Raw genomic sequence first — 21,365 nt, 5'->3', positions numbered from 1 at the left:
AGTTTTTGTCCACTTGTCGCGACTTCGAGGGCCTTAAACCCCCATTATGTGGACAAAAACTCCAAGGAAATTAAAGCGAACGACGCCGGCCGGTCACCTTGGTAGGTGACCGGCCGGCGTCGTACATGATTACGTGCTGTTACCAGCCGCGCTCGGCGAGGCGGTGCGGCTGCGGGATCTCGTCCACGTTGATGCCGACCATGGCCTCACCCAGGCCGCGGGAGGCCTTGGCGATAACGTCCGGGTCATCGAAGAACGTGGTGGCCTTCACGACGGCGGCGGCGCGCTGGGCCGGGTTGCCGGACTTGAAGATGCCCGAGCCGACAAACACGCCGTCGGCTCCGAGCTGCATCATCATGGCGGCGTCGGCCGGGGTGGCGATGCCGCCGGCGGTGAAAAGCACCACCGGGAGCTTGCCGGTGGCGGCAACTTCCTTGACCAGTTCGTACGGGGCCTGCAGTTCCTTGGCCGCGACGTAGAGCTCGTCCTCGGGCAGCGCCGCGAGCTTGGCGATCTCGGCACGGATCTGGCGCATGTGCCCGGTGGCGTTGGAGACGTCGCCGGTGCCGGCCTCGCCCTTGGAGCGGATCATGGCCGCACCCTCGTTGATGCGGCGCAGCGCCTCACCGAGGTTGGTGGAACCGCAGACGAAGGGAACCTTGAAGTTCCACTTGTCGATGTGGTTGACGTAGTCGGCCGGGGTCAGGACCTCGGACTCGTCGATGTAGTCAACACCGAGGGACTGCAGGACCTGGGCCTCGACGAAGTGACCGATCCTGGCCTTGGCCATGACCGGGATGGACACGGCATCGATGATCTGGTCGATCATGTCCGGATCGGACATACGGGACACGCCGCCCTGGGCGCGGATGTCAGCCGGGACGCGCTCGAGCGCCATGACGGCAACGGCACCGGCGTCTTCGGCGATGCGGGCCTGTTCGACGTTGACGACGTCCATGATGACGCCGCCCTTGAGCATCTCTGCCATGCCGCGCTTGACGCGGTTGCTGCCCGTCACGCTGTTGGCGGACGAGCCGGCTTCGTTGCTTACATCAGGTGTAGACACAAAAACCCCTATGGGTAGCTAGATGACCTTCGCCGGCAGTGCAGGCGGAACGGACATGCCGTTTTTGCACACACCGGATTACCGGATCCATTGACCGGGCAGTTCTAATACTAGTCCCCCAGCGGTAGCCGGGCTTAATCAGGTTTGTTCGGAGTCTTCCAGCGACTGGATGCGCACGGCCAGGACGCGCTGGACCACCGTGACGAGGCTCGCCGCCGCCAGCAGCACCAGGGTCGCCAGCAGCACAACGGGCGGCAGTCCGACGCCGGTGAGGCCGGTGATCACCAGGACGGAGACCAGCCGTTCAGCACGTTCGGCAATGCCCACATTCGCCTGGAAGCCGAGGGATTCGGCCTTCGCCCGGACATAGGAGACCACCATGCCAAGGACAAGGCAGACGACGGCGGCAATGGCTATGGGGGCATCCGCACCGCCGGTGAAAAACCAGATGGCCAGGCCGGCAAAGAGGGCACCGTCAGCCAGCCGGTCCAGGCTGGAGTCCAGGAAGTTGCCCCAGCGCCCGCCGAGGTTCTGCATCCGCGCCATGATGCCGTCGATGACGTCGGAGAAGATGAACAGGGTGATAAAGATCGTTCCCCACCAGAGCTGGCCCAGCGGATAGAACACCAGGGCGCCGACGACCACGCCGGCCGTTCCCACAATGGTGATGGCGTCCGGCGAGACGCCAATTTTCAGAAGCCAGCGTGCAAGCGGGGTAAACAGCGCGGTGAAGAACCCGCGGGCATGCCTATTCAGCATGCGTCTCCCCAGGCCAGGCGTCGGCAACCTGCTGGCGGACCTCGTCGAGGGTCTGCGTGATCGCCTTGGTTTGGGCGATGATGGGGAAGAAGTTTCCGTCCCCGCCCCAGCGCGGAACGATGTGCTGGTGCAGGTGCCCCGCGATGCCGGCCCCGCCCACAACACCCTGGTTCATGCCCAGGTTGAAGCCGCCGGGATTCGCCACCTTCCGCAGCACCCGCATGGCGGTCTGCGTCAGGTCGGCGAATTCGGCGGTCTCCTCCACCGTCAGGTCCGTGTAGTCGGGGAGGTGGCGGTAGGGGCACACCAGCAGATGGCCGGGGTTGTAAGGGAACAGGTTGAGCACCACGTAGCACGTGCGTCCGCGGTACACGATGAGCGACTCCTCATCGGTGCGCGCGGGCGCGATGCAGAACGGGCAGTCGTCCTGGTTCTTGAACTGGTGCTGCCCGCCCTTGATATAGGCCATGCGGTGCGGAGTCCACAGCCGCTGGAAGGCATCCGGAACGCCGGCGAGGCCAAAATCGTCCGTCACCTCCGCGTCCCCCGGATAGCCCGACCCTGTGTTCTCCTGCACGTGTACCCCCTCCGCCGCGGCTAGCTTGTCCGGTCGCGGACGGCGTCCACGATCCGCTGGACAGCCTCGGCCACGGGCACGCCGTTGTCCTGGCTGCCGTCCCGGAACCGGAAGGAGACGGCGCCCGCCTCGGCGTCCTCACCGCCGGCGATGAGCACGAACGGGATCTTGTCCTTGCTGGCTGTGCGGATCTTCTTCGGGAAGCGGTCCGAGGAGATGTCCACCTCGGCGCGGATGCCGGCAGCCTTGAGCTTGTCGACGACGTCGAACATGTAGTCGTTGAAGGCCTCCGCCACCGGGATGCCCACCACCTGCACCGGAGCGAGCCATGCCGGGAAGGCACCTGCATAGTGCTCGGTGAGGACGCCCATGAACCGCTCCACCGATCCGAACAGGGCCCGGTGGATCATGACGGGGCGCTGGCGGGTGCCGTCGGCGGCCTGGAATTCCAGTTCGAAGCGCTCAGGCAGGTTGAAGTCGAGCTGGATCGTGGACATCTGCCAGGTGCGGCCCAGGGCATCCTTCGCCTGAACCGAAATCTTGGGCCCGTAGAACGCAGCTCCACCCGGGTCCGGAACGAGCTCCAGCCCGGACGCCTCGGCCACTTCGGCCAAGGTGCGGGTTGCCTCCTCCCAGGTGGCGTCGTCGCCGACGAACTTGTCCTCGTTCTTGGTGGACAGCTCGAGGTAGAAGTCGTCCAGGCCGTAGTCCTTGAGCAGGCCAAGGACGAAGTTCAGTGTGGTGGTGAGCTCGTCCTTCATCTGCTCGCGGGTGCAGTAGATGTGGGCGTCGTCCTGTGTCATGCCCCGCACGCGGGTCAGGCCGTGGACCACACCGGACTTCTCGTAGCGGTAGACGGAGCCGAATTCGAAGAGCCGCAGCGGCAGTTCGCGGTAGGACCGGCCGCGCGAGCGGAAGATGAGGTTGTGCATGGGGCAGTTCATCGGCTTCAGGTAGTAGTCCTGGCCGGGCTTGCGGACGGTGCCGTCCTCGTTGTGCTCCGCGTCGATGTGCATCGCCGGGAACATGCCGTCCCGGTACCAGTCCAGGTGGCCGGAGACCTCGTACAGGTGCCCCTTGGTGATGTGCGGGGTGTAGACGAACTCGTAGCCGGCGTCCACATGGCGCTGCCGGGAGTAGTCCTCCATGGCCTTGCGGATGATGCCGCCCTTGGGGTGGAAGACCGGCAGGCCCGATCCCAGCTCGTCGGGAAAGGAGAACAGATCCAGCTCGGCGCCAAGCTTCCGGTGGTCGCGGCGCTCGGCCTCGGCGATGCGTTCCTGGTACGCCTTCAGGGCGTCCTTGGTGGGCCACGCGGTGCCGTAGATTCGCTGCAGCTGCTGGTTGTTCTGGTTGCCCAGCCAGTACGCCGCCGAGGACCGGGTCAGCGCGAAGGCGTTCGAGATGAGCTTGGTGTTGGGCAGGTGGGGGCCGCGGCACAGGTCGCACCAGACGCTGTCCCCGCTCTTGCGGTCGACGTTGTCGTAGATTGTGATGTCACCGGCGCCCACTTCGACGTTGACGCCTTCGCCGGCGTCGGCGGCGTCGTTCTTCTTGCCCAGCAGTTCGAGCTTGTAGGGCTCATTCTTCATGGCCTCACGGGCCTCGTCCTCGGAGACGACGCGGCGGACGAACTTCTGGTTCTGGTTGACGATCTTGAGCATCATCTTTTCCAGCTGGCGCAGGTCCTCCGGGGTGAAGGGCTCCTCGACGTCGAAGTCGAAGTAGAACCCGTCCGTGATGTAGGGACCGATGCCCAGCTTGGCGTCCGGACGCAGCTGCTGCACGGCCTGGGCCATGACGTGGGCGGTGGAGTGGCGCAGCACGTTGAGCCCGTCGGGGGAATCGATGGTGACGCCTTCAACCTGGGCACCCTCGGGAAGGGGCTGGTCCAGGTCCTTGAGCTCGCCGTCGACCCGGGCCACAACGACGTCGCGGCGCTCAAAGAAGAGTTCCGCGCCGGTGGTCCCGGTAGTCACCTTCATTTCTTCGCCATCGACGATGAGGGTGATCTGCTGGGCATCTGACACGGGTGTCTCCTATTCAAAGTTCAGGCTTCGTAGCTTGTGGCGTACGGGGACCACAGCCAGCCTCGTCAATGCTATCTGTTGCGGAAGTGGCGAGCCAAAGCGCCACGGTGGCGCCAAGTGGAACAAGGCGGCGGAAAAGTGGAAAGGACGGGGGCAGGTCAGCTTCCCAGGCCGGTGATGGCCAGGTTTCTGCCGATGCCTTCCAGGGGCCCCGGCTGCCAGAAGTCCTGTTCGGGTATATCTGGTCCAACGTCCCCTGGTACTCGATTTCCCGGGTCAGCGCTCCCCCGTTCACCGTTTTCCCGTTCGGGGAACGGCAGGGCGTCCACCTGGCTGAGGTCCCAGGCCATGCTGGCGCTGAGGCTGATGCCGCGCGGACCGGTCCGTCGGGTGGTTCCCCGGATCAGCAGCAGCCGGGTCCCGAACAGCAGCGGGCCCGCGTGCTCCTGGGCCTCGTGGAAAAACACGGAATCCACGCATCCGGTGCCGTCGTCGATGCTGATGAAGACCACACGCCTGCCACCGCGCATGGGCGGGGTCTGGGTGGCGATCCTCACCCCGGCCACCAATACCTCCGTGCCATTGCGCAGCCCCAGCAGCTTGTCCGCGGTAATGACACCAAGCTTGTCCAGGAGCGGCCGGTGGCTGGACATCAGGTGTTCGCTGACATCGACCGCCATCAGGTCGAGTTCCGCCCGGACGTTCTCCACCGTGGTGGGCTCAGGCAGCCCGGGCTTGACGTTCCGCAGCTCGACATCCCCCAGGGGCAGCGCCAGTTGTCCCTCAATGACCTCGGCGCCCTTCTTTGCCGGCTTGCTCTGCAGGCTTTGCAGGTGGTGGACAAGGTCTGCCCGGTTGGCTGTCCCGCCGGATTCCCGGTGCAGAGTGTCAAAGGCACCGAGTTGGGCGAGCCGCTTGATGCTGGGCTTGCTCAGCCTGGAGCGTGCCCGCAGATCCGCCAGTGAGTCATAGGGCTGGCCTGCAACGATCCGCTTAAGTTCAGAACCGGACAGCCCGAAGATGCCATTGAGGCTCAGCCGGATGCCCAGCTTTCCCCGGTCAGGGCCCTCAGCGACACGCTCCACCCGGTATTCCGCCCTGCTTCGGTTGATGTCCAGCGGAAGGATGGGGATGCCCATGCGCCGTGCCTCGGCCACAAGGAGACGCTTGGGGTACATGCCGGGATCGTGCTCCCAAAGGCCCGCGAGGAACGCCTCCGGATGGTGGGCCTTCAGCCAGGCGGACTGGTAGGTGGGTACGGCAAAGGCGGCGCCGTGGGCTTTGCAGAACCCGAAACTGGCGAACGATTTCACGGTGCCCCAGACCTTGTCCACTGTCTCCGGCGAATACTTCCTGGCCTTTGCCTCGCGGCGGAAAAACTCCTCCACCTGGCCTTCCTTGACCTCGTTGCTCAGCGCCCTGCGGAACTCGTCGGCTTTCGCCAGCCCGCAGCCGGTCATCACATCAAAGGTCCTCAGGATCTGCTCATGGAAGACCGTCACTCCATGGGTTTCCTGCAGTACCGGCTTCAGGTCAGGGTGCGGGTAGGTCTCCGGGGCGAAGCCGTGCCGGTGTTCAAGGAAGGGCCGGACCATGTCCGATTTCATGGGCCCCGGGCGGAACAGGGAGATGTCGATGATGAGGTCATTGAACTCGCGCGGGGCCATTTTGCCCACCAGCTCCCGCTGGCCGGGTGATTCGATCTGGAAGCACCCCAGCGTGTGGGTGCTTCTGATCAGCTCATACGTCGGCTCATCATCCAGGGGCACGGCATTGAGGTCGATCAGGCCGTCCTCGGCGATGTAGTCCGGCCCGTTGCCCCGAGGTCCAGCGGGATGGGATCCGGCAGCCACCACTTCAGCCTTGGAGGGGTGGATCCGGATGATCTCCCGCACGGCAAAGGCCATGGCGCTTTGCATCCTGACGCCCAGGACATCCAGCTTCAGCATGCCCATCGGGTCCATGTCGTGTTTGTCGAACTGGCTCATGGGCAGGCCAAGGCCGCTGGGCTGGACCGGGGTCCGGTCCAGCAGGGTGGCATCACCGAGGATCACCCCGCAGGGGTGCATGGAGATGTGGCGCGGAAGGCGGTCCAGCCGTTCGGTGAGGTCCACCAGCAGGTCCAACTGCTGGTTCTCAGAAAAGTTCCGCTGTTCCACCCGTCCGGCGAACTCGCGAAGTTCCGGTTTTTCCTCCAGGGCCTCCCGGAACTTCCGTGCCGAAAAGCGCCACAGCTGTTTGGCAATCTCACCGACATCGCCGTCGTCCATCCCCAAGGCCATCCCGGCGTCCCGCACCGCACCGCGAGCGCGGTAGCCGTTCTGCATGCTCATGAGTGTGACGCGCTGCGAGCCGAACCGGTCAAAGATCTTCCGGTAGACGTTGTGCCGCTCCGCGCTTTCCACATCGATGTCGATATCGGGCAGCGTGGACCGGTCGCCGGAGAGGAACCGTTCGAAGATCAGGTCATGCTGGAGGGGGTTCACCTGGCTGATGTCGATCAGGTAGTTGACCAGGCTGGAAGCGCCCGATCCCCGGGCTGCCGCCCGCACATTCATGTCCAGGATCATGCGGGAGACCTCGGCCACGGTGAGGAAGTAGGAGGCAAAGCCGAGGCGGGCGATGATCTTCAGCTCATGCTGCAGCCGGGTGCGCATGTCTGCCTCTGCCTTCCCGGAGATGCCAGGGAATCGCCGCGCAATTCCTGCCTCGCAGCGCTGGGCCAGCTCTGCCAGCGGATCCCCCGCAATGCCGATGACGGCGGCCTCGGGCACCACCGGCTGCTTCCAGCCCATGTCGGACACGGGATCCATGCGGCACCGGTCCGCGAGCGCCTCTGTCTGCGCGAGCAGCACCTGGAGATCGGCTGCCCCGTAACCGGCGGCATGGATGATTTCCTTGCCCAGCTCCACCATTTGGTCCGGGGTTTTCAGCCAGCCCTGCCCATTGGGCTGGAGCAGCGGCTCGGCGGAGAGCTCGGGAAGCGACTTGAGCGTGCGGGCCGAATCCAGGACGTCGGCGGTGGCCGCCCCGTCCTCCTCGCAGTAACGGACTGCGTTGGTGAGCACGGCCGGCACGCCGTACTCCTGCGCCAGCTTGAGCATGCGGACGGCGTGGGCAGTGCTCAAGGGTTCACCCGGTGCGCTGAGGTGGGTGACAATCTCTGCCGCGACGCTTCCGGCGGGCATGGCGTCCAGCCAGCCTTTGAAAAGGGTGCGGGGCCGGAGGTACCGCCTCCCGCCCAGTGCGAGGCCGACGTCGGAATCCGGTCCCAGCAGCACGGTAAGCACAGGCTTCAGGGTTTCCGGGTCCAGGACGCGTGAGGCGAGTTCAGCCCTGGTGACAGCAACGGGCACCGCTCCCCCGGCCTTGCCCGTGGTGCGGGCGTGCGCGTCGGAGATCAGCCGGCACAGTGCCTTGTACCCCGCACCGTTGTTATGGCCATGCGCCAGGACCACGACGCGCCCGGTGACGCGGTCCGCCGAAAACCGGGTTTTGGTAACCCGGGTGCCAGCCATCCGCTCGCCAGGCACCATGGCATCGTGGTCCCCCTCGTCGCCGAACACTGACAGATCTACGCCGACCACCGGGTCAATCCCTGCAGCCATGCATGCCTTGAGGTGTTTTACGGTGCCGTAGAGGCCGTCCCGGTCAGTGCACCCAAGGGCGGTTGCCCCCTGGGCCGCTGCTGCCTGGGCAAGGTCATCTGGCCAGGAGACACCGTAGTGGGCGCTGAAGGCGGTGGAAACGTGCAGGTGAGTGAAGCTCATGCTGATTTGGGCCGGAGTGCGTCTTTGGGCTGGAGGGCGTCGTGGATGCGGAGCAGCCGCCAGCGTCCGCTGCCGGTATGCCGCACCAGGTCAAGGGTGAGCGGTTCAGTGGGTTCTGCAGCAGGAGTTTCCGGAAGGCTGCTTCGGCCGGCAGGCAGGACCTGCACCCGCCAGATCTCATGGTCCACAAGCCCGGGGCCGCTTCCCAGCGGGGCGCGCCGTTCTTCGGCCCACCACTGGCGGCGTTCGTACCAGCGCATGGGTTCAGCGCAGACCCGGTATTCCCTGCCGCCCCAGCGAAGCTCCGCCGGCTCACCGGTAGGTGCGCAGACGACGTCAACAGACTCGCTGAACGTTCCCATGGGTGCCTCCGGATACCAATCTCATCCTGCAGAAAATACGCAGGCATTCGAATATGTATTCGAACAAATCCAGTCTACGCCGGGCCGGGGACAAAACCTAGATGGGTGTGGACGGACGGCGGCTCACAGGGCAGGATGGTCCCATGAGTTCCAACGACGCGCTCCTGAAGCAGGTAAGCATCGCCGCCAAAGAAAGCACATTGGTGGCCAGGTTCGATATCGACGGCAACATTCCAGCATCGGGCGCCTTTGTTGTGGGGCTCGTGGCTGCCACTCCGGATTATTCACATCAACGGAGGCTGGGAATCGAGTTCATGAACGGCGAGGCGGTCTCGATCTACTCCTTCAGCCATGACGGCACGGAGGAGAACTTCGACCTCAGCAGCGTCGAGCACTCGGGCAACACCATCACGGGCAACTTCCCCATGAGCACGGTACTGGGGCTGGACAAGAGCCACCTTATGTCCGCGTTCAGCGAGGCCGACGGGCGGGAATTCCAGTCCGGCGTGCCTGTCGAGGAGAAACTCTAGAGGGTCAGCGCCCCCGCGAGCGGCACCGGGCAGCAGCCCGGATCAGCCGGCCCCGCACCTCGGCGCGCCTGTTGGCGGACTGAACCTGTCCGCAGCCAGAAGCAACAGCTCAGCTGTTGTCATTGTGGATTTTCATCTCCAGCTCAATAAACTTCGAGATCATGGCCCGGTACGTGCTTTCCACGATGTCCGGGTCTATTTCTTTTTTCTCGGCGGCCGAGCGCACATGCTCGATGACCCGCTCCACGCGTCCCGGCGCCCGCACTTCGGCATCGTCACCCTTCAGGGTTCCCGCGATGCGGATCAGGCGCTCGCGGCGGGCGATCAGCGTGACGATCTGCTCGTCCACCTCGTCCACCGCAACTCGCACGGCGGCGAGCTGTTCCCGGTCAGCCTGGGCGTTTTTCTCGTCTCCGTGATTTGTGGGCATGATCATGACAGTATCGAACCATGCAGCCCAGAGTCGATTTTATTTCATTGGGAGTGCGCAGCGTGGCCGCCTCCCGGCGCTTCTATGTGGAGGGCCTGGGTTGGCCGGTCCACCGTGAGGTTCCCGATGAGGTGGTCTTTATCCAGGCCAATCACGGCCTGATTCTTTCCCTGTGGGATGCCGGTCAGATGCGGGCCGAGGCCGCCGTTGATGCTCCCGCCGCGGTCCCCTGCATTACGCTCAGCCACAACGTCGGCAGCGCCGAGCAGGTAACCCAGGTGATGGCCCAGGCAGAGTCGGCCGGCGCGTCTGTAGTGGCCCCTCCCAAGACCCAGCCGTGGGGCGGCTACACCGGATACTTCGCGGATCCGGACGGCTTCCGCTGGGAGATTGCCTTCAACCCCACGTGGACAGTGGACGACGGCGGCCAGGTCACCGTCTGATTGCACGCTCGGCTCTGATTCCGGTCAGCTCCGCCAGTCGGGGACCTGCAGCCGCAGAAGGGCAGCTCAGAAAAGTGCCTCCACGGGCTCGATGAGCTCCGGGGAGTTGTTGCGGACGTTGCCCACTGCCTTGCCCACGGAATCCACCCGCCAGCCCGCGGCGACGTCCTTCACACCGGACCGGACGAGGTCCACCAGGCCGGCAGCGTCATCAACCTGCGGGTCAAGCCAGGCCGCCATGGTCTCGCCGCTCATGGGCAGCGGGACGCGGTCGTGGAGCGCTGTCAGTTCGGCGAACACTGTGCCTTCAGATCCCGCCGGCGGCGAGTCCGCCGTCATGATGGACATCGAGAGCATCCATTGGGCTGGTTCACCTGGCGGCACGGACGGGTCCTTCCACCACTCGTACAGTCCAGCGAAGGCCATGGCGGATTCGTCACGGGGGTGGACGTAATAGGGCTGTTTGCTTCGGCCCTCGCCCTGTTTCCATTCGTAGTAGCCGTCTGCCGGGACGGCGCAGCGCCTCGACTGCACAGCCTTGCGGAAGGCCGGCTTCTCGAGGACCGATTCGCTCCGGGCGTTGATCATCTTCGCGCCGATGCCCGGGCTTTTCGCCCACGACGGCACCAGGCCCCAGCGGGCGACGTGCAGCTGGCGGACCTTGCCGCCGTCGATAAGCCGTTCCAGGACGATGGGCGCGCCGTCCGTGGGTGCAACGTTCCACGACGGCGCGATTTCAGTTTCGTTCTCAAGCTCGGCGTCGAATTCGGCCAGCAGATCGCCCACTGCCCGGGCCATGACGTAACGTCCACACATGGCACCAGCATGCCATTGCAACAGAGGCTGGGGAATACCGGTGCCCGGGTTACGGTTGTGGGGAAGGAAACCGACAGGACCATATCAATCCGAGGAGAGCCCGTGGACTTTACCCCCGAAGACGGCACCATCACCATGTTCTCGACCACATGGTGCGGCTACTGCAACCGGCTGAAGAAGCAGCTGGACGCCCAGGGCATCGGCTACACCGAGATCAACATCGAAGAGGTCGACGGCACGGCCGAGCTCGTGGAGCAGATCAACGGCGGCAACCGCACCGTTCCCACCGTCCTCTTCCCGGACGGCACCGCTGCAACGAACCCGTCCGCAGCCGAGGTCAAGAGCAGGCTCGCCGCGTAGGGCTGACGCCACGATCAAGATTCAACAGTAAAGGCACCGGATTCCGGTGCCTTTACTGTCTTATTCAGACCTTTTCGTCGATCCGGTCCTGCATCGGCCTGGGAGCATGGGCTTCCTTCCGGCGCGGCTCCTTGCGGCGGGCCAGGAAGGCCCACAGCCTGGTGTCGTCCGCGTGGGCCCGAAGTTCCGGGCGGTCCAACGGTTTCCCGGGCGCAGCTTCCGGCGGCGCCGGTTCCCGGTGCGCCTCGGGCTTTCGGACGGCATCCTTCCGGGTGTCCCAGCCGAAATCCGCCCGCGATGAATAGCACATCACCGACCTCCTTTTTCAGCGGCTGTTCCTTAATCGTCCTCTCCTGCGCGTTTGAAATCGACAGGTCTGGGTACGAAAAATCCGGGCGAACCCCGCCCCTGGCGGTCACTCCAGCGCCTTACCTTTCGAGTTCCTTCCCGCATTCCAAAGGATTGCTGTGAATCCAGTTTCCCCGCAGATCGGCACCGTCTTTGTCCCCGTCAGCGATATCGAGGAAGCCCGCGACTGGTATTGCGGCATGCTGGGCGTGCCCGCCGATGACAAGGTCCTGCTGGACCATCTGTACATCCTCCCCATGGAGGGGGCCGGCCTCGTCCTGGACAGCAAGATCTACTCCCCCGGCGCCGTCTTCCAGGTTCCTGCGTTCCACTTCAACACCGCCGACATCCATGCGGCCCACGCCTTCATGAAAACCCGGGGAGTGGAACTCACCGAAGTCAACGATGACCAGTGGTTCAACTTCCGGGACCCGGACGGCAACGTCCTCATGATCTGCCAGATCCCCCCGGCCACCGAATGAGCCAGCGGCCGGGTGCACGCTAGGCGCGAAGACTGCTGAAGTCCGCATGCCCCAGCGTGGCGTACTCTGCGTAGGTGCGGACCACCGCGTCCTCGATGGCCTGCACGTCGAGGGCAGGCACAAGGTCGTTAGCCGCGCCGGCGGTCGCGGGATCCCACTCCAGTCCCAGTGCCTCGTAGCTGGCCGTTAGCACCTCGCGGATGGGCGCCGAGTTCTCAATCACGACGACGGAGCTGAACAGCCAGGCGCCGGACACCACGCGCTGGGCTGTGCCTACCAGCTTGATCCGGTGGTCGGGGGCAGCGGGTGCGAAGCCGTGGACGCTGTATTCGCCCGGACAGTACTCCCCGGGAATCTCGCCGACGGCGGCGTGCACGCCAACGCTCTGGAGCGCCCCCGCCAGCATTTCGCCGAAAAATGCGAAACGGCCTTTGGCTCCGGCGATCGCATCGCTGTGCGGCTCCACGTGGTCAATGATCAGCGTGCCTTCGTGATACGCGGCCGCGCGACCTCCCGCCTTGCGGATCAGCGGCTCGAACCCAAGGTCGCGGCAGGCCTGGGCGGCGGCGCCGAAGCCGGGCAGGCGGGTGTCGCGCTGGCCGAAGGCAACAGTCGGTGCGGGCCGGTACAGCCGAAGGGTGGATCCAATGTCCCCGGACCTGGCCTTGCCGAGGAGCTCGATCCCGAAATCAAGGTCGCGGACGGCGCCCAGGGACTGCTCCTGCCGGACGAGGGTCAGAGTCCGTGAATCAGCCCCGGCCTGCTGCATGTTGCTAAGCTCCCTTATGGTCGTACTGCAATTTCTGGTCGTCGCCGCTGCCTTCGCCGTCATCGACGCCGTGTGGCTCAAGCTCATGAACCCGTTCTACCGCAGCCATATCGGTGAATTGCTGGCCGACAGGCCCCATCTAGGGTACGCCGTGGCGTTCTATGTGATTTACATTGCGGGCATCGTCTTCTTTGCCCTGCGGCCGGCGCTCGACGGCGGCACCTGGCTGACCGCCGTCGGCCACGGGGCGGCGCTGGGCGCCTTCGCCTACGCAACGTACGACCTCACCAACGCCGCGACGCTCAAGACCTGGCCGCTGCAGCTCATTGTTGTGGACATGGCGTGGGGCGCCCTGCTGACCGGCCTCGCCACGCTGGCAGGCTGGCTGGTCTTCCACTAGGCAGCCCGGCGGTCAGCTCTTCCGCAGGGTGAGGATCTGTTCCGCCCGGCCGAACGGGCCGGACCGGTCGTGGAGCACCGTCGAGGTGAGGCCGATGCCGTCAGCACCGAAGGACACGGCGTTGTCCAGTCCCAGCCACTCGCCCTCCGGTCGCCGGTACATGTGGATCTGGAGGTCCAGGTTCGGGAAGGCGTAGCTGTCCTTGCCCGGAGGCACCCGTGCGGCGATGCCGTTGGCGGTGTCCACGAGCCCCATGAGCCTTGCCATGTCCGTGCTGTCGTTTCGGTCCGTCAGCGGATGGTCCGTGCGCAGCCACACTTTCCCGGCTCCGGGCCGGTGACCCTCCGCCACCCGCATTTCGAGGGAGCGGATGTATCCTCCCGGCCACACGCTCGCGCCGTCGTACGGCTTGCATTCCTCCGGCGAGGGGATGGTGCCATCCTCGACGGCGGCCACAGCGGAAGTGTCGCTGGTGACCATGCGCCAGGCCGTCGCCCTGATAGCCACACGCCCGGCCGCCACCAGCTCAGCCTGAAGCAGCTCGATGGTGCGCCCCGGGCGCAGCGTCGTGGTGACGATTTCAAATTCGCCGCCGGGGATCAGTCCCAGGATTTCATAGCTGAGCCTGGCCATCCGCATGTCACCCCGGGGTTGGTGCCGGTCCAGCCGGTCGGCCAGGAGTCCCGACGCCGGCGCCATGTGCTGTTCGTGGGCGTTCCAGGCCCCCTGGGCGTGGATGGTGGAGCAGAAACGGCCGCCGCCCAGGTCCTGGTAGTAGAAGTCGCCGCCGGCGAGTTCGGGGAGTTCAGCAGTCAACGGTGACTCCTTCAAAGCGTGATCGGTTAATCCCCGTTCACTCTATCGCTTCCGGTATGCCGAGCCGTCTCAGGCCTCGATCCGCACGCCGTGCCAGAACGCCACATGATCCCTGATCCAGGCTGCCTCGGAGGAGGGATCGGGGTAGTACCAGGCGGCATTCTCATTACGCAGGCCGTCAACCCGCAGGCTGTAGTAGCTTGCCTCCCCCTTCCAGGGGCAGTACGTGGAGTGGGAGCTGTCCTCCAGGTACTCGGTGCGCACTGACGACTTGGGGAAGTAGTGGTTCCCCTCCACCTTCACGGTGACCTCGCTCTCCGCGATCACGGCGCCGTTCCAGACCGCTTTGACCATGGTGCTTCCTCCTCCAGGACAGGTTCGCTTCTTCCACAACAACCCGGCTGTCCGCATTGATTCCCTGTGGCGGGAGCGCGTTGGCTTTCACAGCTTCCTCAAATGCCCGGCTCACGGCCGGCATAAGCCCGGTCCATACAAATTTTTTCCGAGTCGGGCATCGAAGCAGGAAAGCAATACACGGTGTACACCGGCGGTACCGCAAAAGTGGTGTCAGGACTGGGCGAGGGCTCGCTCGAGGGCGCCACGGAGCGCGGCACGCTCACGGCCGGAGAAAACACCCAGGGACACGGCCCCGGCGGAAGATAATCCAGGCCAGAGGCCACAGCGCCAGGTGGAATCCGGCATACGTCCAGCGCGGCATATTTGCCCCGCCGGACGCGCGCTTAATGTACGGATCTTCATATGATGATCTGGGTAGACTCGGAGACTGGTCCTTCTAGCAGCCCTCGGAAGAGGTGTTCGATGCGAGTTATTAGCTACAACCTCCGCAAGCACAAGGCGAGCGGCGAACTGATGAATCTGGCCCGCAACTTCGGGATAGACGTCCTCTGCCTTCAGGAGTGTGACTCATCCGATCTGCCTGACACCCTCGGCCCGCTCCACCTGGCCGACTACACAAAAGGCAACAGGCTGGGCCTGGCCATCTACTACCGGACTGACCGGTTCACGGCCCTGGATACCCAGACCTTTGCCCTGAAGAAGTCCATGCACGACCGCGTGATGGCACCGGCCCATGAGCGGCTGATCGGCACCCGGATGGTGGACAACGAAACCGACCATGAGCTGGTGGTGGGTTCGTTCCACGCCGCCCCGCTCACGGCGTCGAACTCGCTGCGGCGCAAGCAGATCCACGCAGCGCATGCCGAGCTGCTGAGCATGGGCACCGGGCTCATGACCCTGATGGTGGGCGACTTCAACTACCCGTTCTTCACCAAGAGCCTTGACACGCACATGAAGAACTCCGGCTACGCCCTGTCCCTGAGCAACCGCAGGACCTACACCCGCTACAAGGTCTTCAAGGGCCACTTCGACTTTGCCACGTCACTGGGCCTGGACATCGAAAGCGTGGAAACCCTTCCCCGGGGGAAGTCGGATCACCTGCCCATCCTGGTGACGGCCGAATACGGCGCCGACCGGTCACCGATCAAGGGGCAGCCCGTTTCCTGAGGTTGCAGGAGTCTTCCGTCATGGGGCGGTGTGGTCCTGTACGGGGATGACATCGATCCGGTCGCCGGGCCCGACGACGACCAGCACCCGCTCAGCGCTCACACCTTCCAGCGCCGCCCTAAGCATTCCGGCATCCGGCTGTCCCGGATCCGACTGTCCCCGATCCGGCCCTGCCGCTTGGCCGGACCGCAGCCAGACCGTCACGTTAGCACCGGTGGCTCCTCGGATGGCGCGAGACAAGTGAACGTGATCGGATCCCATCTGCCGGCAGCGGTGCCCTCGCTAGGCGGTGCGGTCATCCGCGCAGCTAGGTGGTGTGGTGCTCGACGGTGAAGTCGCCGCCCGGGTACAGGATGGTCTCGTGGCCATCGTCAAAACGGACATGGTACGGCGGCGCTCCGTCGGCGCCCCGGACCTCCAGAATCTCACCGTGCCGGTCCGAGGACTCCACTGTCCTGCCCCGGATGATGATTCGGTCTCCCTGTGTTGCCTGCATGGCAATCACCTCCCAGCCCTAGAGTACGATGCTCTCCCCTCCGGCGGAACAGCCCCGGGGCATCCTCCGCTGCCGGGCTGGGATGCCGGGCTGGGATTAGGCCCGGCCGCCCGTGTGGCGGATGCAGAAGGGGGTCCAGGGCCGGGCCTCCAGCCGCCCTTCGGCGATCTCTTCTCCGCACACCGTGCATATTCCGTAAGTGCCGGCGCCGATCCGCTCAAGGGCATTGTCCACGTCCGCCAGTCCGGACCTGCTTTGGTCCAGGAGTGCCGACGCCTGCGAGAGTTCGAAGGCGATGGTGGCACCCTCGGGGTCATGTTCGTCGTCGACGTTGGAGTTCTGCCGGGCGGCATTGGCAGAGGCGATGTCTGCGCTGAGCGCTGGCAGGAGAGCGAGCTTCCTCGCCCGTTCCTCTTCCAGCAGCAGCCGGAACTTCTCAGTGTTCAACACCGGAGCCGTCCAGCAGCCTGCCGCGCAGGTCCGGCCAGGAGGCGGCAAAGGCAGGATGCAGGTTGATGCCGGCGACCTCTTCGACGGGAATCCACAGCAGTTCGATGCTTTCGGGATCGTTGATGGCCGGCTCGAAGGGCTCCAGCACCCGCACTGCCACGGTGGTGTAGGACCAGTAGCCGACGTCGAACACGGACGTGAACAGCACTTTGACGCTCTGTTCGGGTACCGCCGCCTCCTCGTGGGCCTCACGCAGTGCGCCGGTCACGGCGTCCTCGCCCTGGTGCAGCGCGCCGCCGGGAAGCCCCCAGGTTCCGCCGTGGTCGCTCCAGGTGGCACGGTGCTGCAGCAGGACGCCCTTCTCCGCATCATGGACCAGGAGGCCGGCCGATCCGAAGCGCCCCCAGAACCGTCCGCGGTCGCCCTCCACCCAGGCATCGCCCGGGTCACGGGGGCCAAGGGGACGTCGGGGATCACCGGGTGAAGGCGGAACGATTTTCTCCATCGTCCCAGTCTGCCTCATGGGAAGATGCTTCGATGAGCCTGCGCCTGGTCCTTGTTGCCGACACCCACGTCCCGAAGCGCGCCCGGGCTCTGCCTGAACAGGTGTGGGCCGCCGTCGAGGCTGCTGATGTGGTGTTACACGCGGGTGACTGGATCAGCGCAGGCTTGCTCGACGAGTTCGAACAGCGCAGCAGGCGCCTGATCGGTGTCTACGGCAACAACGACGGCGACGAGCTTAGGCGGCGTTTGCCCGAGACGGCCAGTGTGACGCTCGACGGCGTCCGGTTCAGCATGATCCACGAGACCGGTCAGGCCAGGGGCCGGGAGCAGCGCTGCGAGGCCCTCTTTCCGGATACCGACGTGCTGGTTTTCGGCCACTCGCACATTCCCTGGGACACGGTGGCGCCCGGCGGCCTGCGCCTGCTCAACCCCGGCTCTCCCACCGACCGCCGCCGGCAACCTGTGTGCACGTACATGACCGCCGTCGTCGTGAACGGCAGGCTGGGCGACGTCCAACTGGTGGAGGTCAGCGCCGCCCGCTAAGTGGCTGTACAGGAAAGGGAGTCCTGCCGCGGTTTCCCGGGCGGGACTCCCTTCGAATCTCCGCTGGAGACGGAGAGCCAGACGTGGTGATCCTGTTTGGTCAGTCCTTCTTGAAGGCGTCCTTGACCTTTTCACCGGCCTGTTTCAGATCGGCCTTGGACTGGTCAGTTTTACCCTCAGCCTCCAGGCCCGGGTCGTCGTTGGCCTTGCCGGCCCCTTCCTTGGCCTTGCCGCCAAGCTTTTCCGCTGCATTGTCGATCTTGTCGTCCAGACCCATGTCACTGTCCTTCCGTCTGCCCAGCCCGCTGGCTGCAGGCTGGCTCGTCCCCCCAGTCTAGGTCGGCTAACTAGCCCGGTGAAGGGCAGCTACCACTTACATGCGCGGGCTTGCCAGCAGCCCGTCGGTGGCGGCGTCGGCTTTCCCGCCGAAGTAGTGCTCCAGAACGCTCCGGAACACCGGTTCGTCCGGTGCCGCACGCAGGAACAGCGTCATGGAGGACTGGAGCTTCCGGGCGTCGATGCCGCCGAAAATCTCTGCTGCGCCGCGGTTGTCCACGTTGTCCACCGCGGTGGCGCACTCGATCAACCGCGGTCCCAGCACCGGATGCTGCAGGTAGGCCCGGGCTTCATCAAGGGATGCGATGGCGTACCTTCTGGAGGTTGCGCTTTGCCCCAGGCCGGCAATTTGGGGAAAAACGAACCACATCCAGTGGCTGCGCTTGCTGCCTGCGCGGAGCTCCTCCAGAGCATAAGCGTAGGTGGCACCGCCATTCTGGGCGGCGACGAACCGTTCCAGGTTATGCGGGTCGTTCATGGGGGTGGTTCCTAGCTGGAGACGTCCCGCTCGATATCTTCGGCGAGGTCGTCCACTTCTTCAGGCCGCATGCTGATGCCGGCTTCGTCCAGCCGTTCCTCAAGCACGTGGCTCACCTCGTCCTCCACATGGCCGAGCCGGATCTCGTCCCGCACGTCCTCGGCGATGTCTTCGACCGTAGCGGAGCTGTCCGCTCCCGCCGCGGCATCACCCGCTTCCGCCACAACATCCGCGTGCGGATTCTCCGTGAAGTAGTCATCGCCGGTAGCTGCAGATTCAGTCATATCCCATGGTGGCTGCACCGCCCAGACCCGGTCAACAGGTCCGGCAGGGAAACCATCCGGCGCCCGGCAACGGGCCCCGGGATGGATATGTTTCATTCATGTGCTGGTAACGCGGCATTACAGCGGCAGCCCTCACCGCGGCGCCCGCGCTTCTACGCGCAGTTCCGGCCAAATGACGGCAGAGTCAGCAAAAAAGCTCCCTGGCCATCAGGTGCCGTTAACAATTTCGAAACACGACAGTCACGCCGGCTTTACGTAGACACGATTTTTGAAACGCCCGTGTAACTTGCCACGCCCAGACCCGAAACATAAATCCACGAATATCGATGAGGGGCGTGGCGCCGGCATCAGCGGTCCGCGGAGAGGATGAGTTTCCTGGGAAGGGAAAGCGCGTGGAAATCACTGCGGCGAACGTTTGGATGATGGTGTCGGCGGCACTGGTGCTGCTCATGACCCCGGCACTGGGGCTCTTCTATGGCGGCATGACCCGCGCCAAGGCCTCCCTCAACATGATCATGATGAGCTTTGTGTCAGCCGGCATCGTGGGCGTCGTCTGGGTGTTGTGGGGCTACTCCATGAGCACCGGCGAAGGCGTCCTGGGCCTGTTCGGCAACCCGTTCGCCAGCTTCGGCCTGAGTGGCCTCATGGGCACTCCCGACCTCATCAAGGCCGGCTTCGCCGGAACCTTCGCAATCATCACTGTGGCCCTCATCAGCGGCGCGATCGCCGACCGCGCCAAGTTCACCGCCTGGGTTCTTTTCGTGCCGATCTGGATCACGGCCGTCTACTGCCCGCTTGCCTTCATGATCTGGGGCGGCGGCCTCATGAGCCAGGGCGGCGCAGTGACCGCCATCTTCGGTCAGGTCATCGACTTCGCCGGCGGCGCCGTCGTCGAAATCAGTTCCGGCGTTGCCGCCCTCGTGCTGGCCCTGATCGTCGGCAAGCGCCACGGTTTCGGAAAGGACCCCGGGCACCGCCCGCACAACGTCCCGTTCATCATGCTCGGCGCGGGCCTCCTCTGGTTCGGCTGGTTCGGCTTCAATGCCGGCGCCGCCACCACGGCAGAACAGGCCGGACTGATCTGGGTCAACACCCTGGTTACGCCGTGCGCCGCCATGCTGAGCTGGCTCCTCACGGAGAAGGTCCGCCACGGGCACCCCACCTCCCTGGGCGCAGCGTCCGGTGCCGTCGCCGGCCTCGTGGCCATCACGCCGTCGTGCGCCAACATCAGCCCAGTGGCCGCCATCGGCCTGGGACTCGTTTCGGGCGTGGCGTCTGCACTCTTCGTCGAACTGAAGTTCAAGTATGGCTTTGACGACTCGCTGGACGTTGTCGGCGTGCACCTGGGCTCCGGCCTGGTCGGCACCCTCGCGCTCGGCTTTATCGCCCTCCCCGTCAATGGCGAAGGTGGCGGGCTCTTCTACGGCGGTGGCGTCCAGCAGCTCGTCGCCCAGACCGTTGCCGTACTCATCACGCTCGCGCTCTCCGGCCTGATGACCGCAATTATTGGTATCGCGATCCACAAGACCATCGGCTTCCGCGTCAGCCATGAGGCCGAAGTTGCCGGCGTTGACCGCTCCGAGCATGCCGAGAGCGCCTACGAATTCGGCAGCATGGGTCACAGCCAGTTCCACCCGCTCCGCCAGCACATTGCCGCGGCTCCGGCCGTTCGCCCGGGGGCCACACCGGGCAACCCCTCCGAGGCTGCAGAGGAGCTGCAGCCAGCACCGGCTTCGGCTTAGTACTTCCACTGTCCGCGGGATCCGGGTCCTACCTGCGGAAGGCCAGCCGGAGCTCCGGCCGCCGCTCCGCCACGGCGTCCAGCACGGCGTCGACGGCCTCTTGCTCAGGGCTCCTGTCCGCCGTCGTCAGCGCCGGTAGCGCCTCGGCAGCGATCCTGGCGCGGCGGACGAATCCGTCCCAGTCACCGCCACCCGACCGAAGTGCCCGCAGGGGCGCCATCAGCGCTGCGCGGCGGAGCCAGACGTCCGGGTCACCCGCCCATCTGTCCAGCACCGCATTCGCACGCACGCGCGCCTGGCGCTCGAGCCTCTCCACCAGCGGACCAACGACGTCGACGGTGAGAGGGTCGACGAGCGTCGGCAATTGCGCCTCCCGCACAAAGCCCTCCATGCGCGTCAGGTCGGAGTTGGTCAGCAGCTCCAGCTTGGACTGCAGGAGCACGACGGCGGCCAGGCGCCGCTCGTAAACAGGCACCTCCCACAGTTCGGAACTGAGGGCGGTGATCTCATCGTGGGTCAGTCCGGCATGGCGGCGAAGGGCATCACGGACCGTTCCGCGCACCGCGCCCACCGTCGCGCCGTAGTACTGCATCCCGCTGCCGAACCGGTGGCGCAATTCCTCGGCCCGGTACCACGAAGCCTCGCGCTGTAAGGTGTCATCCACGAACTCGCCGGCAGCACTCATCCGCTCATTCTTTCCGCCGGGCGCCGGGCAGTCCACCTCCCGTCTCCTGGCCCCGGTCGTCATTAATTACTGCGGGGGTGACGCGTCGTTTCCGGCGCCCGTCATAAAAGTGTTCCCGCAGGTCAGTTCGGGGAAACGGACGCGCGGCCCGTCCGCGGCCTTCCCGGCGTTTTGCGGGCCTTGGTAACGATCAAGTAACGTTGACCCCTGTTCCCTAAGGAACGGCCCCTTTTTGGGGCGTCGGAGGCCCCCGCTGGGCTCCGAATGCGCAGGGCGGCAGTTCGGCCGCGCCGGCCCCGTCGATCGGGGCCCAGAATCGCTTCGTGCTTTTCTTTACCACCTAGATTGTGGCTGCCTCCTGCGCG

General features: G+C 65.1%; 28 protein-coding genes. 8 read left to right on the top strand and 20 right to left on the bottom strand.

Features of this window, described 5'->3' with window-relative positions:
* Positions 1-139: 139 nt before the first annotated feature.
* The 6 genes from pdxS to CXZ05_RS09405 all read right to left on the bottom strand — a co-directional run bounded on the left by pdxS (position 140) and on the right by CXZ05_RS09405 (position 8,564).
* The gene (pdxS, locus tag CXZ05_RS09430) at positions 140-1,066 is read right to left on the bottom strand and encodes a pyridoxal 5'-phosphate synthase lyase subunit PdxS (protein ID WP_102972340.1); all 927 of its coding nucleotides are present in this window, start codon (positions 1,064-1,066) and stop codon (positions 140-142) included.
* 138 nt (positions 1,067-1,204) lie between these two features.
* Positions 1,205-1,825, bottom strand: a complete 621-nt coding sequence (pgsA, locus tag CXZ05_RS09425; protein WP_102972339.1) for a phosphatidylinositol phosphate synthase — start codon at positions 1,823-1,825, stop codon at positions 1,205-1,207.
* On the bottom strand, positions 1,815-2,402 hold the full coding sequence (locus CXZ05_RS09420; RefSeq protein ID WP_102972421.1) for an HIT domain-containing protein: 588 nt from the start codon (positions 2,400-2,402) through the stop codon (positions 1,815-1,817). The genes pgsA and CXZ05_RS09420 overlap by 11 nt, the downstream gene beginning before the upstream one ends.
* Before the next feature lie 20 nt (positions 2,403-2,422).
* Positions 2,423-4,387, bottom strand: coding sequence for a threonine--tRNA ligase (thrS, locus tag CXZ05_RS09415; protein WP_374754644.1), 1,965 nt, complete (start codon positions 4,385-4,387; stop codon positions 2,423-2,425).
* Between the two features lie 203 nt (positions 4,388-4,590).
* Positions 4,591-8,202, bottom strand: a complete 3,612-nt coding sequence (locus CXZ05_RS09410; protein WP_102972337.1) for a DNA polymerase III subunit alpha — start codon at positions 8,200-8,202, stop codon at positions 4,591-4,593.
* Complete coding sequence (locus CXZ05_RS09405; RefSeq protein ID WP_102972336.1) at positions 8,199-8,564, bottom strand: DUF6504 family protein; 366 nt, start codon at positions 8,562-8,564, stop codon at positions 8,199-8,201. The genes CXZ05_RS09410 and CXZ05_RS09405 overlap by 4 nt, the downstream gene beginning before the upstream one ends.
* A gap of 143 nt (positions 8,565-8,707) precedes the next feature.
* Here CXZ05_RS09405 and CXZ05_RS09400 point away from each other — a divergent pair, with 143 nt between their 5' ends.
* Positions 8,708-9,094, top strand: a complete 387-nt coding sequence (locus tag CXZ05_RS09400) for a hypothetical protein (RefSeq protein ID WP_102972335.1) — start codon at positions 8,708-8,710, stop codon at positions 9,092-9,094.
* 109 nt (positions 9,095-9,203) lie between these two features.
* Here the strand turns inward: CXZ05_RS09400 and CXZ05_RS09395 are convergent, their stop codons facing one another.
* Entirely contained in the window at positions 9,204-9,530 is a 327-nt protein-coding gene (locus CXZ05_RS09395) for a chorismate mutase (protein WP_102972334.1), read from the bottom strand.
* A gap of 14 nt (positions 9,531-9,544) precedes the next feature.
* Between CXZ05_RS09395 and CXZ05_RS09390 the strand changes: the two genes are divergently transcribed.
* Positions 9,545-9,967, top strand: a complete 423-nt coding sequence (locus CXZ05_RS09390; RefSeq protein ID WP_102972333.1) for a VOC family protein — start codon at positions 9,545-9,547, stop codon at positions 9,965-9,967.
* A gap of 66 nt (positions 9,968-10,033) precedes the next feature.
* Here CXZ05_RS09390 and CXZ05_RS09385 read toward each other — a convergent pair whose 3' ends face one another.
* Positions 10,034-10,783 (bottom strand): SOS response-associated peptidase, encoded by a 750-nt coding sequence (locus tag CXZ05_RS09385; RefSeq protein ID WP_102972332.1) that lies wholly within the window; start codon positions 10,781-10,783, stop codon positions 10,034-10,036.
* A 102-nt stretch (positions 10,784-10,885) separates the two neighbouring features.
* Between CXZ05_RS09385 and CXZ05_RS09380 the strand changes: the two genes are divergently transcribed.
* Entirely contained in the window at positions 10,886-11,143 is a 258-nt protein-coding gene (locus CXZ05_RS09380) for a mycoredoxin (RefSeq protein WP_078028863.1), read from the top strand.
* Between the two features lie 64 nt (positions 11,144-11,207).
* On the opposite strand, the gene CXZ05_RS09375 is transcribed toward CXZ05_RS09380, so the two are convergent.
* Entirely contained in the window at positions 11,208-11,453 is a 246-nt protein-coding gene (locus CXZ05_RS09375) for a hypothetical protein (protein ID WP_102972331.1), read from the bottom strand.
* Positions 11,454-11,610: 157 nt separating this feature from the next.
* Here CXZ05_RS09375 and CXZ05_RS09370 point away from each other — a divergent pair, with 157 nt between their 5' ends.
* The gene (locus CXZ05_RS09370) at positions 11,611-11,973 is read left to right on the top strand and encodes a VOC family protein (RefSeq protein ID WP_102972330.1); all 363 of its coding nucleotides are present in this window, start codon (positions 11,611-11,613) and stop codon (positions 11,971-11,973) included.
* A gap of 19 nt (positions 11,974-11,992) precedes the next feature.
* On the opposite strand, the gene CXZ05_RS09365 is transcribed toward CXZ05_RS09370, so the two are convergent.
* Positions 11,993-12,742, bottom strand: a complete 750-nt coding sequence (locus CXZ05_RS09365) for a lipoate--protein ligase family protein (RefSeq protein WP_102972329.1) — start codon at positions 12,740-12,742, stop codon at positions 11,993-11,995.
* Positions 12,743-12,758: 16 nt separating this feature from the next.
* On the opposite strand from CXZ05_RS09365, the gene CXZ05_RS09360 reads away from it, so the two are divergent.
* Entirely contained in the window at positions 12,759-13,142 is a 384-nt protein-coding gene (locus CXZ05_RS09360; RefSeq protein WP_102972328.1) for a DUF2177 family protein, read from the top strand.
* Positions 13,143-13,154: 12 nt separating this feature from the next.
* On the opposite strand, the gene CXZ05_RS09355 is transcribed toward CXZ05_RS09360, so the two are convergent.
* Entirely contained in the window at positions 13,155-13,958 is an 804-nt protein-coding gene (locus tag CXZ05_RS09355) for a thioesterase family protein (RefSeq protein ID WP_102972327.1), read from the bottom strand.
* A 69-nt stretch (positions 13,959-14,027) separates the two neighbouring features.
* The gene (locus CXZ05_RS09350; RefSeq protein ID WP_102972326.1) at positions 14,028-14,312 is read right to left on the bottom strand and encodes a DUF427 domain-containing protein; all 285 of its coding nucleotides are present in this window, start codon (positions 14,310-14,312) and stop codon (positions 14,028-14,030) included.
* A 465-nt stretch (positions 14,313-14,777) separates the two neighbouring features.
* Between CXZ05_RS09350 and CXZ05_RS09345 the strand changes: the two genes are divergently transcribed.
* A complete protein-coding gene (locus tag CXZ05_RS09345; protein WP_102972325.1) occupies positions 14,778-15,482 on the top strand; it encodes an endonuclease/exonuclease/phosphatase family protein in 705 nt (234 codons plus the stop codon).
* A gap of 18 nt (positions 15,483-15,500) precedes the next feature.
* On the opposite strand, the gene CXZ05_RS23260 is transcribed toward CXZ05_RS09345, so the two are convergent.
* The 4 genes from CXZ05_RS23260 to CXZ05_RS09330 all read right to left on the bottom strand — a co-directional run bounded on the left by CXZ05_RS23260 (position 15,501) and on the right by CXZ05_RS09330 (position 16,933).
* The gene (locus CXZ05_RS23260) at positions 15,501-15,686 is read right to left on the bottom strand and encodes a hypothetical protein (protein WP_146033079.1); all 186 of its coding nucleotides are present in this window, start codon (positions 15,684-15,686) and stop codon (positions 15,501-15,503) included.
* A 103-nt stretch (positions 15,687-15,789) separates the two neighbouring features.
* The gene (locus CXZ05_RS09340) at positions 15,790-15,978 is read right to left on the bottom strand and encodes a DUF1918 domain-containing protein (RefSeq protein WP_102972420.1); all 189 of its coding nucleotides are present in this window, start codon (positions 15,976-15,978) and stop codon (positions 15,790-15,792) included.
* 96 nt (positions 15,979-16,074) lie between these two features.
* Positions 16,075-16,425, bottom strand: coding sequence for a TraR/DksA family transcriptional regulator (locus tag CXZ05_RS09335; protein WP_374754640.1), 351 nt, complete (start codon positions 16,423-16,425; stop codon positions 16,075-16,077).
* Entirely contained in the window at positions 16,415-16,933 is a 519-nt protein-coding gene (locus tag CXZ05_RS09330) for an NUDIX domain-containing protein (protein ID WP_102972324.1), read from the bottom strand. Before CXZ05_RS09330 ends, CXZ05_RS09335 begins: the two co-directional genes overlap by 11 nt.
* A gap of 32 nt (positions 16,934-16,965) precedes the next feature.
* Between CXZ05_RS09330 and CXZ05_RS09325 the strand changes: the two genes are divergently transcribed.
* Positions 16,966-17,475 (top strand): metallophosphoesterase, encoded by a 510-nt coding sequence (locus tag CXZ05_RS09325; protein WP_102972323.1) that lies wholly within the window; start codon positions 16,966-16,968, stop codon positions 17,473-17,475.
* 100 nt (positions 17,476-17,575) lie between these two features.
* On the opposite strand, the gene CXZ05_RS09320 is transcribed toward CXZ05_RS09325, so the two are convergent.
* From CXZ05_RS09320 to CXZ05_RS09310, 3 genes are all read right to left on the bottom strand, one after another.
* Positions 17,576-17,752: a CsbD family protein gene (locus tag CXZ05_RS09320; RefSeq protein WP_102972322.1), complete on the bottom strand. Its 177-nt coding sequence runs from the start codon at positions 17,750-17,752 to the stop codon at positions 17,576-17,578.
* A 96-nt stretch (positions 17,753-17,848) separates the two neighbouring features.
* Positions 17,849-18,289 carry a DUF1810 domain-containing protein gene (locus CXZ05_RS09315; protein ID WP_102972321.1) on the bottom strand — a complete coding sequence of 147 codons (441 nt, stop codon included), beginning with the start codon at positions 18,287-18,289 and terminating at the stop codon, positions 17,849-17,851.
* Positions 18,290-18,300: 11 nt separating this feature from the next.
* Complete coding sequence (locus tag CXZ05_RS09310; RefSeq protein WP_102972320.1) at positions 18,301-18,573, bottom strand: hypothetical protein; 273 nt, start codon at positions 18,571-18,573, stop codon at positions 18,301-18,303.
* 392 nt (positions 18,574-18,965) lie between these two features.
* Here CXZ05_RS09310 and CXZ05_RS09305 point away from each other — a divergent pair, with 392 nt between their 5' ends.
* Positions 18,966-20,315, top strand: coding sequence for an ammonium transporter (locus CXZ05_RS09305; protein ID WP_102972418.1), 1,350 nt, complete (start codon positions 18,966-18,968; stop codon positions 20,313-20,315).
* 28 nt (positions 20,316-20,343) lie between these two features.
* Here the strand turns inward: CXZ05_RS09305 and CXZ05_RS09300 are convergent, their stop codons facing one another.
* Positions 20,344-21,000, bottom strand: coding sequence for a DNA alkylation repair protein (locus tag CXZ05_RS09300; protein WP_102972319.1), 657 nt, complete (start codon positions 20,998-21,000; stop codon positions 20,344-20,346).
* Between the last annotated feature and the right edge of the window lie 365 nt (positions 21,001-21,365).

Origin of the sequence: Arthrobacter sp. AFG20 (assembly GCF_002892795.1) — a bacterium.
Classification (GTDB): domain Bacteria; phylum Actinomycetota; class Actinomycetes; order Actinomycetales; family Micrococcaceae; genus Arthrobacter.
The sequence above is the reverse complement of the archived record's forward strand: the minus strand, read 5'-3'. Positions and strand labels throughout refer to the sequence as shown.

Coding starts and splice junctions, on each gene's coding strand:
- pgsA (WP_102972339.1), bottom strand. CDS start 1,825: ATGCTGAATAGGCATGCCCGCGGGTTCTTCACCGCGCTGTTTACCCCG.
- thrS (WP_374754644.1), bottom strand. CDS start 4,387: ATGAAGGTGACTACCGGGACCACCGGCGCGGAACTCTTCTTTGAGCGC.
- CXZ05_RS09410 (WP_102972337.1), bottom strand. CDS start 8,202: ATGAGCTTCACTCACCTGCACGTTTCCACCGCCTTCAGCGCCCACTAC.
- CXZ05_RS09405 (WP_102972336.1), bottom strand. CDS start 8,564: ATGGGAACGTTCAGCGAGTCTGTTGACGTCGTCTGCGCACCTACCGGT.
- CXZ05_RS09400 (WP_102972335.1), top strand. CDS start 8,708: ATGAGTTCCAACGACGCGCTCCTGAAGCAGGTAAGCATCGCCGCCAAA.
- CXZ05_RS09395 (WP_102972334.1), bottom strand. CDS start 9,530: ATGATCATGCCCACAAATCACGGAGACGAGAAAAACGCCCAGGCTGAC.
- CXZ05_RS09390 (WP_102972333.1), top strand. CDS start 9,545: ATGCAGCCCAGAGTCGATTTTATTTCATTGGGAGTGCGCAGCGTGGCC.
- CXZ05_RS09385 (WP_102972332.1), bottom strand. CDS start 10,783: ATGTGTGGACGTTACGTCATGGCCCGGGCAGTGGGCGATCTGCTGGCC.
- CXZ05_RS09375 (WP_102972331.1), bottom strand. CDS start 11,453: ATGTGCTATTCATCGCGGGCGGATTTCGGCTGGGACACCCGGAAGGAT.
- CXZ05_RS09365 (WP_102972329.1), bottom strand. CDS start 12,742: ATGCAGCAGGCCGGGGCTGATTCACGGACTCTGACCCTCGTCCGGCAG.
- CXZ05_RS09360 (WP_102972328.1), top strand. CDS start 12,759: ATGGTCGTACTGCAATTTCTGGTCGTCGCCGCTGCCTTCGCCGTCATC.
- CXZ05_RS09350 (WP_102972326.1), bottom strand. CDS start 14,312: ATGGTCAAAGCGGTCTGGAACGGCGCCGTGATCGCGGAGAGCGAGGTC.
- CXZ05_RS09345 (WP_102972325.1), top strand. CDS start 14,778: ATGCGAGTTATTAGCTACAACCTCCGCAAGCACAAGGCGAGCGGCGAA.
- CXZ05_RS09340 (WP_102972420.1), bottom strand. CDS start 15,978: ATGCAGGCAACACAGGGAGACCGAATCATCATCCGGGGCAGGACAGTG.
- CXZ05_RS09330 (WP_102972324.1), bottom strand. CDS start 16,933: ATGGAGAAAATCGTTCCGCCTTCACCCGGTGATCCCCGACGTCCCCTT.
- CXZ05_RS09325 (WP_102972323.1), top strand. CDS start 16,966: ATGAGCCTGCGCCTGGTCCTTGTTGCCGACACCCACGTCCCGAAGCGC.
- CXZ05_RS09320 (WP_102972322.1), bottom strand. CDS start 17,752: ATGGGTCTGGACGACAAGATCGACAATGCAGCGGAAAAGCTTGGCGGC.
- CXZ05_RS09315 (WP_102972321.1), bottom strand. CDS start 18,289: ATGAACGACCCGCATAACCTGGAACGGTTCGTCGCCGCCCAGAATGGC.
- CXZ05_RS09310 (WP_102972320.1), bottom strand. CDS start 18,573: ATGACTGAATCTGCAGCTACCGGCGATGACTACTTCACGGAGAATCCG.
- CXZ05_RS09300 (WP_102972319.1), bottom strand. CDS start 21,000: ATGAGTGCTGCCGGCGAGTTCGTGGATGACACCTTACAGCGCGAGGCT.